The sequence below is a fragment of the Sporosarcina sp. Y1004 genome, from assembly GCF_057669665.1.
In genome coordinates this window covers 73,573-84,625 of sequence record NZ_JBYHFQ010000016.1, presented here as the reverse complement: position 1 = coordinate 84,625, position 11,053 = coordinate 73,573, and the positions used below count along the sequence as shown (strand labels likewise).

At 40.7% G+C, this 11,053-nt stretch carries 11 protein-coding genes and 1 riboswitch; of the genes, 8 read left to right on the top strand and 3 right to left on the bottom strand.

The genetic code is table 11. The annotated features are described in order from the left end of the window. The first annotated feature begins 165 nt into the window (after positions 1 to 165). The 4 genes from AC25Y6_RS12260 to recQ all read left to right on the top strand — a co-directional run bounded on the left by AC25Y6_RS12260 (position 166) and on the right by recQ (position 3,554). Positions 166 to 1,185: a S66 family peptidase gene (locus AC25Y6_RS12260; protein ID WP_482099731.1), complete on the top strand. Its 1,020-nt coding sequence runs from the start codon at positions 166 to 168 to the stop codon at positions 1,183 to 1,185. A 79-nt stretch (positions 1,186 to 1,264) separates the two neighbouring features. Beyond that, positions 1,265 to 1,387: a hypothetical protein gene (locus AC25Y6_RS12255; RefSeq protein WP_488143233.1), complete on the top strand. Its 123-nt coding sequence runs from the start codon at positions 1,265 to 1,267 to the stop codon at positions 1,385 to 1,387. 20 nt (positions 1,388 to 1,407) lie between these two features. Further along, complete coding sequence (locus AC25Y6_RS12250) at positions 1,408 to 1,680, top strand: hemerythrin domain-containing protein (RefSeq protein ID WP_488143232.1); 273 nt, start codon at positions 1,408 to 1,410, stop codon at positions 1,678 to 1,680. Between the two features lie 104 nt (positions 1,681 to 1,784). Continuing rightward, on the top strand, positions 1,785 to 3,554 hold the full coding sequence (recQ, locus tag AC25Y6_RS12245; protein WP_482105163.1) for a DNA helicase RecQ: 1,770 nt from the start codon (positions 1,785 to 1,787) through the stop codon (positions 3,552 to 3,554). Positions 3,555 to 3,744: 190 nt separating this feature from the next. Here recQ and queF read toward each other — a convergent pair whose 3' ends face one another. Beyond that, positions 3,745 to 4,242: a preQ(1) synthase gene (queF, locus tag AC25Y6_RS12240; RefSeq protein ID WP_488143231.1), complete on the bottom strand. Its 498-nt coding sequence runs from the start codon at positions 4,240 to 4,242 to the stop codon at positions 3,745 to 3,747. An 85-nt stretch (positions 4,243 to 4,327) separates the two neighbouring features. After that, a riboswitch (PreQ1 riboswitch) is annotated at positions 4,328 to 4,371 on the bottom strand. Between the two features lie 35 nt (positions 4,372 to 4,406). After that, positions 4,407 to 5,564, bottom strand: a complete 1,158-nt coding sequence (locus AC25Y6_RS12235) for an MFS transporter (protein ID WP_488143230.1) — start codon at positions 5,562 to 5,564, stop codon at positions 4,407 to 4,409. A 163-nt stretch (positions 5,565 to 5,727) separates the two neighbouring features. Here AC25Y6_RS12235 and AC25Y6_RS12230 point away from each other — a divergent pair, with 163 nt between their 5' ends. The 4 genes from AC25Y6_RS12230 (at position 5,728) to argF (ending at position 10,229) form a co-directional block, all read left to right on the top strand. Continuing rightward, positions 5,728 to 6,864, top strand: a complete 1,137-nt coding sequence (locus tag AC25Y6_RS12230; protein WP_488143229.1) for a hypothetical protein — start codon at positions 5,728 to 5,730, stop codon at positions 6,862 to 6,864. Beyond that, on the top strand, positions 6,854 to 7,834 hold the full coding sequence (locus AC25Y6_RS12225) for a diaminopimelate dehydrogenase (protein WP_488143228.1): 981 nt from the start codon (positions 6,854 to 6,856) through the stop codon (positions 7,832 to 7,834). The genes AC25Y6_RS12230 and AC25Y6_RS12225 overlap by 11 nt, the downstream gene beginning before the upstream one ends. A gap of 202 nt (positions 7,835 to 8,036) precedes the next feature. After that, complete coding sequence (locus AC25Y6_RS12220; protein WP_488143227.1) at positions 8,037 to 9,125, top strand: M42 family metallopeptidase; 1,089 nt, start codon at positions 8,037 to 8,039, stop codon at positions 9,123 to 9,125. A gap of 147 nt (positions 9,126 to 9,272) precedes the next feature. Further along, a complete protein-coding gene (argF, locus tag AC25Y6_RS12215; RefSeq protein ID WP_482105162.1) occupies positions 9,273 to 10,229 on the top strand; it encodes an ornithine carbamoyltransferase in 957 nt (318 codons plus the stop codon). Positions 10,230 to 10,758: 529 nt separating this feature from the next. Here argF and sspI read toward each other — a convergent pair. Continuing rightward, the gene (gene sspI, locus AC25Y6_RS12210) at positions 10,759 to 10,971 is read right to left on the bottom strand and encodes a small acid-soluble spore protein SspI (RefSeq protein WP_482099723.1); all 213 of its coding nucleotides are present in this window, start codon (positions 10,969 to 10,971) and stop codon (positions 10,759 to 10,761) included. Between the last annotated feature and the right edge of the window lie 82 nt (positions 10,972 to 11,053).

The window sequence follows — 11,053 nt, the reverse complement described above, 5'->3', positions numbered from 1 at the left end:
CTGTTCCCGCTGGAGTCGCCGCCTTCCGTTACAATCAACGGAACTTATCTATGCAAAAGAATAATCGATAATGAAATTTAGTTAATGTTAGGGTTTTTAATCGAAATAAGCAATTATGAAATTGACTCGATTATAAAAAGATCATTGAAAGTAGGGGAAATGACCATGATTCGTTATCCTGAACCAATAGGCATCGGCCAAACAATCGGAGTCACCGCGACTTCATCAGGTGTTGAAAGTGAGTTGCATCATCTGCTGAGAAAAGCCGCCCATCAATTTGAGAAAAGGGGATACACCGTACTCCTTGGGGAGACTGTCTGGACGAATGAAAAACTGACTTCAGCACCGAAAGAAATACGTGTTAAGGAATTTCTAGATATGATGACGGATGATAATATAAATGCGGTTATCCCTCCATGGGGCGGCCACTTTTTGTCTGAAATTCTTCCGCTTATAAATTACGAAGAATTGAAGCCGAAATGGGCAATGGGTTACTCGGATACTAGTACATTGCTGTTGACGATTACACTATTAACTGGCATCGCTACAGTTCATGGAACAAATTTTGTTGATTTAAGGAGTGATGAATGGGACCCAGTTACTTCGAAATTCCTGGAAGTGCTTAAGGCATCCGCTGGGGATACAATTATTCAGCATTCATCTGAAAAGTTCCAATCAGAATGGCAGCATTTTGCAACACCAGATCCTTATGTCTTTAAATTGGATATGGAGACAGCATGGGAAACGATAGGAGATCATCCTGTTCGGTTTGAAGGACGGCTATTAGCTGGCTGTATTGACACAATCCGTCATCTTATTGGAACGCCATTTGGGGACGTAAAAACATTCCGGGAAAAATATGTTGCGAATGATCAAATTGTATGGGCGCTTGAGAATTGTGAATTGGATGCTTCCGATTTCTATAGATCTATTCTTCAAATGCATAATGCAGGCTGGTTGGATAATACTGCAGGCATCCTATTCGGCAGGACAGCGGCAGGAATCGCCCAAGGTGGGTTTAGTGATGTAGATGCAATGGAAAGACTGTCCAAGCTGACAGGTATTCCAATCGTTTACAATGCAGATATCGGACATGTGCCTCCTCAAATGACATTTGTCAACGGCGCATACGCAGAAATCGAAGTGGCAGAAGGCAAAGCTGTGTTGAAAACGAAACTGATCTAATGATAACCCGGCAATCATTCCATTATGCCTTCAAATCTGGTATTCTTAAAGAAATGCTCGAGATGAAAGGATGATTGAAATGGCTGGACCTGCACTCAAACACCTTCACTCTCACCGCGCGATACATGAAGGTGGACTTTCAGGAGCAATGGGTAAAACAGAGGGTATGATGGATTTCTTAAAACAGGGAGATCTGAATTAGCGAATCAAGCGGCAGATGACTTGATTGAATATTGGAAGACACGTGTTATTAGTCATGCGGATGCGGAAGAACAAGGATTTTACGGAGAAGTTGCTGAACGCAACCCGGACTTAAAGGACGCAGTTATTCAATTGACACGGGATCATGATTTACTGCGAATTATTGTGAAAGACATTGAGCAATTGCGCGAAGAAGAAAATTTAAGCCCTGCTGCACTACACAAATTTCACGCTTTGATTGTCGTCAATGAAATACATAGCCGCGACGAGGAACGTATGCTTTTTGAAAACTAAACCTACAAAAAGCACCATTACCCGGTGCTTTTTTCTTCGTCTAGTCCCCAGTTTCTGACTAAGGCTATTTTAATATCGACATATATTGGAAGGAGACGGTAAAAATCGAAAAAGCATTAAAGATATTAACAACGTATTTCGGATACCCTTCTTTCAGGATAGGACAAGAGCAAGTAATCCGTGGTGTTATGGATTATCAAGATATGCTTTGTGTTATGCCGACTGGCGGCGGTAAGTCTGTTTGTTATCAGGTTCCCGCACTTGTGATGGATGGTACAGTCCTCGTTATTTCACCACTAATCTCATTGATGAAAGACCAGGTTGACGCGCTCCATCAAGTTGGGATTCCGGCAGCATACATCAACAGTTCGATGTCATCGGAGGAATACTTTGATACGATGGAAAGAGCTGTGCAGGGTGAATATCAGCTTCTTTATGTGGCACCAGAACGTCTTGACTCTCCCTCTTTTAAAAATCAGTTGCGTTTGATGAAAATTCCGATGGTTGCCATCGACGAAGCGCATTGTATTTCACAATGGGGTCACGATTTCCGACCTAGTTATCGAAATATTAGTAGCATCGTTTCTTTGTTTGATAAAAAACCGGTTCTACTTGCTTTAACAGCTACTGCTACGCCGGCAGTTCGGGAAGATATTTGCAAGCAGCTCGGAATTAGTGAAAATAATACAGTAATGACTGGTTTTGAACGAGCAAATCTAACTTTTTCCGTTGTTAAAGGGCAAGACCGTGAGAAATTCGTAAAAGAATATGTTCGGAAAAATGAAGGGGAAGCGGGTATCATCTATGCCGCGACTCGTAAAGCCGTCGATTCAGTGCATGACTTTCTACAAAGAAGTGGAGTGAAAGTCGCAAAATACCATGCTGGACTTGGGGATATTGAACGCCAATCCGGCCAAGACCGCTTTTTAAATGACGAAGCCGCTGTTATGGTAGCGACGAATGCATTTGGAATGGGAATTGACAAGTCCAATATTCGTTACGTTATTCATTACCAAATGCCGAAAAACATGGAGAGTTATTATCAGGAGGCAGGCCGTGCAGGCCGTGATGGGCTCGATAGTGCATGTACGGTGCTCTTTTCATCGCAGGATGTGCAAACACAACGTTTCTTAATTGACCAATCGCAAGACCAAAGTAGAATTCCCGCTGAGCTGGAGAAATTACAGTCCATGATTGATTATTGCCATACGGAAACTTGTCTACAAAAGTTCATTATCTTGTATTTCGGAGAGACGGATGTAGTGGATTGTGGAAGATGTGCCAATTGCACTGACACTCGTGAAAGTACAGACGTCACGGAAGATGTTCAAAAAGTATTGTCATGCGTCATTCGAATGGGCCAACGATTTGGTAAGTCTATGATTGCGCAAGTATTAACCGGATCACGGAACAAGAAAGTGATTGAATTCGGTTTCGATAAATTAACGACATATGGTTTGATGAAAGGACGCAGCGCTAAAGACATTTCTGATTTTATTGAGTTTATAATTTCGGAAAGTTATCTTGGCGTGGAAAATGGGCAATTTCCGACCATTTATGTTAGTGAAGCAGGAAAAGATGTACTGACAGGCAAGGTGACAGTACATCGCAAAGTTTCTGTTGTTACTATGCAAGTCGCAAATGATGATCCGTTATTCGATCAGCTCCGTGCACTTCGTATGAAACTGGCTCAAGAAGCCGGTGTACCACCGTTCGTTGTCTTTTCCGATAAAACATTACGGGACATGGCAGCAAGAATGCCAATCACGAATGATGCGTTCCTAGAAGTAAACGGTGTAGGACTTGCGAAATTGGAACGATACGGTGATCCGTTCATGGAAGAAATCAAGAATTATCAAATGCAAAATGCTTGATGAACTTTGAAAAAAAGAGGCAGGTACTATTCCAAAATGGGATAGTACCTGCCTCTTTATTCTTCTGAATAGACAACTGATTTATCTTCAATGATGTTAAGTATAGTCCAACCGCTCATCAATAACGGGTGACAACAATTTAAATCCACATAGCAATTGGGGTAGCGTTTACTACCTTAAGCTTAATTTTTTAACGGTTATCTACTTTTTCCGGATACATATCATGATTCATCATCCGGTGTTCTGCCATTTTTTCGTATTTCGTGCCGGGTTTACCATAGTTACAATAAGGGTCTATTGATAATCCGCCGCGTGGTGTGAACTTACCCCATACTTCGATGTAACGTGGTTCAATCAGTTTAATTAAATCATTCATAATGATATTGACACAGTCTTCATGGAAATCGCCATGATTGCGGAAACTGAAGAGATATAATTTAAGTGCTTTACTCTCTACTAGCTTTTTGTCTGGAATGAAACTGATATACATCGTTGCAAAATCGGGTTGCCCGGTCATTGGGCAAAGTGAAGTGAATTCAGGACAATTAAATTTCACGAAATAATCACGATTGATATGCATGTTGTCGACTGACTCTAAAACGTCAGGGTTGTATTCATACACGTATTTTGTGTTTTGATTACCGAGTAAAGTTAAGTCGGTCAGTGTTGCCTCATCTCTTCCAGCCAATTAAAAAACCTCCCATAAATTTGTCAGGGAGGTCCATAGGCGCCGGAAAAAAGAGCCATATCGAATGCACATGACTTAAATTCCGTAATCCATAGTTTTTTTAAGAGGGTCGCTATGAACCTCTCCCGAACAGGGTATTCATTTCGTATCTGACATTAAACGACCTACTCTGATTTGTCAATAGCTTCTCTTTTTGTTAAGCCAATTAACGCATACAGAGCAACTGCCAGCAGGAGGAAACCAGTCAGCATGAATGCTCCTCGATATTCTAGGTCGAGGAAGCCGATAAGTCCCGAACCAGCAACAACGCCTATTGAGAAGAATGCATAGAAATAACCATAAGCTTTTCCACGGAATTCAGCAGACGAAGAATCGATTAGCAGTGAGTTGATCGATGGGAATAGGAAAGCAAATCCCGCTCCGTAAATACCCATTGCGACATACAAGTAATTCAATTCTTCAATTTGGCTTAGGAACAACATACTCAATCCCATGAGTGCAATTCCGAATGCTAGCGTCACAACCGGTCGTACGCGGTCAAAAATTCGATTAATGGGTAATAAAAAGATTAGAATTGCAACCACGCCGAATGTACTTAATAATAACCCCGTCGTTTTCGTATCGAATCCGAGCGAAGCTACTTTTAACGGTAAAACAAGAGCTAGTACACCTTGTGAAAACATTAAAAAGAATGCCCCAGCAAAAGCTCTGACCATTCCGGGATGCTGGAACAGATTAATAACCTGGAATTCACCAGCACCTTGTGAAGGTTGTTTTCGTACATATGTATAAGAACGAAGAACAAAGAATGCTAGTATTGCTAACAACAGCATAATCCCGCCGTTGACCGCCATAATGTATGAGGTGCTTGTTTTCGCAGCAACAATACCGCCGTATGCAGGTCCTAAAATTGCGGCCATTCCAACGAATGCACCCGAAATTGCAACACTTTTACCACGTTTTGAACCTTCTGCACGATTTGCTAGGAAAGTGAAGGCTGCGGGAACAATTAGTCCTTCCATAAAACCATGAACGAATCGCACCCCGAGCAGTGACATCGGCCCAGAAACAAACGCGTAGAGGAAGAGAGAAATCGCTGTCGCAAAAAGTCCGAGTACTAGTATGAGGAATGGACCTCGTTTGTCGGTCATGAAACCTGAAATGACATTCCCGATTGTGTTAGAAAATGAATAGATACCTACCGCAAGTCCTACGAGGAATGGCGTAGCACCAAGTGATAATGCAAATGGACTCATAACGGGAAGTTGTGAAAATAAGTCGAAAAACGAGAAAAATACAATGAGGTAAACAAACCCACGCATAATGTAGCCTCTTTTCAATTATATAGATACCGTTCTATATTTTAGCATTAGTTTGAGCTAAGGGGAAAAGGATAGATTGTGAACAATCCATTTGGTTTGCCATAATACGAACTGTAGCGATAAGATTACGATTAGATCTGATAGAAAAAGAGGTGAGAAATGAATGAGTTTCCTTAAAAAACTTTTCAGTAAACAAGATAATACAAAGAATGAAGCGCAAATTGAAAAACAGTATATTTTTGTTGAACTGGAATTGGAGGATTACTACGAGCCTTTTTACGCTAGGGATTTGTCAGAACGCCAAGTTGCCGATTTGAATAAACCTGAATATATGAATGTTCACCAATCATTCAATTTAGGATCACCAGTAATTGCACATATCGCATCTGATACTTCAATTGAAATATTTATTCAAACAAATCACTTTGAGGCGAATTCTGTCGTTAAAGCGGGAATTGTAGTGAAGCATGCGTATTCATCCATCGAAGCGATTTTTATGGAAGCAGTTATTTGGACTAGCGTTGGTCATGTGGTGACGATTCCATTTAAACTAAATATTCGTGCAGACGATGAAAAGTCTAGATTGGCTTCAGCTTTGATAAGCATACAGAAAGAAATTCCGTTTTATTTTGGAAGAGTAGTAAATGATTTAGTGACGATAGACAAGCAAATGCTTATGACTATTCCGGAGTCCGTGCAGAATGATATGCAAATCACTCTTGCAGAACTGTACCATGACGAGTCACGAAATCCGGGTCCGTATATTGAAATTGAAACAGTTTTGGATCGTGAAATGACGACTGCAGGATGGGTCATGCACTTTGATAATGAAAAGTTGATAGAAGAAGAACCAGACTTGTCTTTTATGATAAATGAAATTTTAAGTACGGTTTTTGATAAAATCATTCAATTGGCCGACAATGGCCGTTTTACAGGATGGGTTGCAGAACATGCAGCGAATTCAGAAGGAAGCAGTCCATATGGCGAAACAACGACATTCGTCTTTACATCATCAGAACCGATGCATAGAAATGAAAAACTTCATAGTGCCATTATGAAATATATGAAATCATTAAAAGGGTTCTTAAGAGAAGATGGCGGATATCCATTAAAGTATGAAGCACTTCCTTTGATTAGACAAAGCGGCACTGGATATGGATTTGTCTTGATTGATGAATGTTTTTTAGCAAAAGCAGATGAGTTATATAGAAAGATGACGAATAAAGAGATAAACTTATATAGTAAATTGCTGAAATTGAAAGCATTAGATCGAAAGGGGAATAAAAACGATGACAATTAGAGTCGGAATTGCAGGTTATGGAAATTTAGGCCGCGGTGTTGAATACGCGATTGCTCAAAACAACGATATGGAACTGGTAAGCGTATTTACAAGGAGGAAGCCAGAGGACGTTAAACTGCTGAATGGCAATATACCTGTTCATATGATGTCTGACATCCAAAATTATACAGAAGATATTGATGTCCTAATTCTTTGCGGTGGATCAAAAAATGATTTACCGGAACAAGGACCAGCTCTTTCTGCTCTCTTCAATACTGTCGATAGTTTTGATACGCATGCAAAAATTCCAGGATACTTTGAATCGGTTGATGCAACGGCTAAACCGAATGGTAAGACTGCGATCATTTCCGTCGGATGGGATCCGGGTCTATTTTCCATCAATCGTTTGTTCGGTGAAACAGTATTATCAGAAGGAGCAACGTATACATTTTGGGGCAAAGGGTTAAGCCAAGGACATTCCGACGCACTCAGAAGAATTGATGGTGTAAAAGGTGCTGTTCAATATACGATTCCTGATTCAGATGCAGTCGATCGCGTGCGGGATGGTTCGTTACCAGAATTGTCGACGCGTGAGAAACATACGCGTGAATGCTATGTGGTCTTGGAACAAGGCGTTGACGCTGAAGAAGTGCGAAACACGATTGTAACAATGCCAGACTACTTCTCTGACTACGATACGACTGTTACCTTTATCACTGAAGAAGAATTGAAGCAGGACCACTCGGCAATGCCACACGGCGGTTTTGTAATTCGTAGCGGTAAGACAGGTGTTGGCAATACACAAGTAATGGAGTATTCACTAAAACTGGGTAGCAATCCCGAATTTACTTCAAGTGTACTCGTTGCATACGCACGCGCAGCTTACAGGTTGAATGAGAAAGGTGAAACAGGCGCAAAAACAGTATTTGATATTGCACCTGGTTTACTATCACCAAAAAGCGCTGCCGATTTGCGTAAAGAGTTATTATAACAGCACTAGAGCCACCTAGGAAATTCACTATATACACGTCCAAAAAATTATCTTTTGATAGTTGATGTAAACTAAAATTCCTCAATCTAACTTTTGGTTGGGGGGTATTTTTGTTTAAGGATATATTAAAACCTAGTTTTTTGATAACACTTCACTTTTCGCATATACTACTCATAGGGACATATTTAGGAGGGCGAAGTAATTGACAAAATTAGACGATACATTAGCGATGCTAAAAGAGTTAACGGATGCTAAAGGGATTCCAGGAAATGAACGTGAACCCCGTGAAGTGATGAAAAAGTACATAACGCCATTTGCGGATGAAATCGAACAGGATGGACTCGGATCTTTGATTGCGAAGAAAACGGGCGAAGAAAATGGACCTAAAATCATGCTTGCTGGTCACCTTGATGAAGTCGGATTCATGATATCTAAAATAGATGATAGAGGCTTCCTGTCGTTTCAAACCGTTGGAGGCTGGTGGTCACAAGTGATGCTTGCGCAGCGCGTGACAATCGTTACACGCAAAGGCGATACAATTACAGGTGTTATAGGATCAAAACCTCCGCATATATTATCACCGGAAGCACGTAAAAAACCTGTCGATATTAAAGATATGTTCATTGACGTCGGAGCAACTTCAAAGGAAGAAGCAATGGAATGGGGTATTCTGCCCGGAGATATGGTAGTGCCTTATTTTGAATTCACAGTGATGAAAAATGACAAATACCTCCTTGCAAAAGCATGGGATAACCGTATCGGCTGCGCAATCGCTATCGATGTTATGAAAGCGCTTAAAGGCGAAAAACACCCGAATATCGTTTTCGGCGTCGGGGCTGCACAAGAAGAAATTGGACTGCGGGGTGCACGAACGACGGCAACGAAAATTCAACCGGATATCGGTTTTGCAGTTGATGTAGGGATTGCAGGTGATACGCCAGGTGTCACTTCAAAAGAAGCGACGGGCAAAATGGGCGATGGTCCACAAATTTTATTATTCGATGCTTCAATGGTTTCACATAAAGGATTGCGTGAGCTAGTAGTCGATACCGCTGAAGAAAATGGTATTCCATATCAGTTCGAAACAATTCCAGGTGGTGGGACGGACGCGGGTTCAATCCATCTTTCTGGAAAGGGTGTACCATCACTTGCGATTTGTATACCAACAAGATATATTCATTCCCATGCAGGAATTTTACACCGTGAAGATTTTGAAAATACGGTAAAACTGATTGTCGCAGTTATTAAAAAATTAGACCGGGATACTGTAAATAAAATCACTTTCGAATAAGATTTAAAAGGTGTGCTTAGGCCAGTAAAATGGCTTAAGCCTTTTTTATTTATGAATATCTATAAAAATACACTTGACTTTATATTTATGCATACATATAATCAGAGATACCAATTGAAATAAACGATAGGGGATGAAGAAGTGGTGATGATTGACTTGGACGAAACTAAAATATTAGCAGGATTAAAAGGGAAAGATCTATTGACACTACTGGACTATACGCGTGATGAGGTAGCGTATCTATTATATAAAGCGGATACTATGAAAAAAGAGATGGCAGCTGGCAAGATGCCAAATTTATTGGCGGGAAAAACACTCGGTATGATTTTTGAGAAGCATTCAACGCGCACACGTATTTCATTCGAAGTGGGAATGATCCAGCTAGGTGGGCATGCGATATTCATGAATGCACGCGACTTGCAAATTGGGCGTGGGGAATCGGTTTATGATACTGGTCATGTACTGTCTGAGTATTTAGATGGCGTCATGATTCGTGCGAACTCACATGAAATGGTGAAAGAATTGGCACAACATACTTCGGTTCCAGTTATCAATGGCTTGACGGATATTTTTCATCCATGTCAGGCATTAGCAGATTTACTGACGGTTTTGGAAGTGAAAGGGTCATTAGAGGGAATGAAGTTAGCATACATTGGGGATGGAAATAATGTAGCACATTCCCTGGTCATTGCCGCAGCACATATGGGTATGCATGTAGCTGTCGCAACACCAAAAGGATTTGAATACAATCCGAATCTTTTAGTGAAAGCACAAGCTATTGCTGTAAAAAATGGTGGAAGTGTTTTTGAAACGACGAATCCTGTTGAGGCTGTTACAGATGCAGATGTTGTTTATACTGATGTCTGGACGAGTATGGGGCAAGAAGAAGAAGCGGCCGCACGTCTCGAAGCATTCAAAGAGTTTCAAATTAACGACAGTTTGGTGGCTCATGCGAAAAAGGATTACATGTTCTTGCATTGTTTACCTGCTCACCGTGAAGAAGAAGTAGCGACTTCTGTTATCGATGGTCCAAATTCTTATGTTTTCCAACAAGCAGGGAACCGATTGCATGCACAAAAAGCTGTACTTGCATCTTTGTTATAATTAAATCAATTTCATAAAGAGGATTTTGTACTAAGATTCGAACAAGGTTGATTTACACTCCAGGCGGAAGCTTTCCGCGGGCACGGCTTCAATCTCCTCGTCACTGCGTTCCTGCGGGGCTTTCAGCTATGGAAGAGTGAACTTCTTTCTCTTCCTAGCTGTTCCCGCTGGAGTCGCCGCCTTCCGTTGCAATCAACGGAACTCATATATGCAAACGAATAATCTATTAAGAAATTTCGTTAATATTAGGGTTTTTAATTAAAATAAGCAATTATGAAATTGATTCAATTAAATTAAATACTTTAAAAGCCCAGGTTTGCCACCTAGGCTTTTTTGCTGATTCATTCAAAGTTAATGGTAAACTGAAAATATGTTTGATCAATAAATGAAATTATTTCGTGAAGGATTTGGTGAAATTTCTAGTTTTAAAATACTAAAGCCGCTCAATGAATGAGCGGCTTTATGTTTATCCAAATGCCATCCTAGAAAATTGTGCGGGTGACAGTTGTACACGAAGTTTTTACAAAGTTTAACTTGCCGAAAATACTTGTGCTAGTTCTCCGGCCATCTTTGTTTTTTCCTGTTCACCTGAACTATTCCACAGCTTTTCAAAAAACACCCCAAGGCCTGGTAACAGGTGTTCTTCGCCTCGCTTGATGGCATCTTCCACAACGTTACGGATATCATCCGCTGTATTATTCGTCATGTTTGCCGTAATCGCATCTCTTATTTGAAAATCCATTTTATCAACCTCCCACACTCATTTTGGACACAAATATCGCCAACTATACCGTCATTTGTTACACTGAAAAGAAAAAGGCGGT

Coding starts and splice junctions, on each gene's coding strand:
- AC25Y6_RS12260 (WP_482099731.1), top strand. CDS start 166: ATGATTCGTTATCCTGAACCAATAGGCATCGGCCAAACAATCGGAGTC.
- AC25Y6_RS12255 (WP_488143233.1), top strand. CDS start 1,265: ATGGCTGGACCTGCACTCAAACACCTTCACTCTCACCGCGCGATACAT.
- AC25Y6_RS12235 (WP_488143230.1), bottom strand. CDS start 5,564: ATGCGTGGGTTTGTTTACCTCATTGTATTTTTCTCGTTTTTCGACTTA.
- AC25Y6_RS12230 (WP_488143229.1), top strand. CDS start 5,728: ATGAGTTTCCTTAAAAAACTTTTCAGTAAACAAGATAATACAAAGAAT.
- AC25Y6_RS12225 (WP_488143228.1), top strand. CDS start 6,854: ATGACAATTAGAGTCGGAATTGCAGGTTATGGAAATTTAGGCCGCGGT.
- argF (WP_482105162.1), top strand. CDS start 9,273: ATGATTGACTTGGACGAAACTAAAATATTAGCAGGATTAAAAGGGAAA.
- sspI (WP_482099723.1), bottom strand. CDS start 10,971: ATGGATTTTCAAATAAGAGATGCGATTACGGCAAACATGACGAATAAT.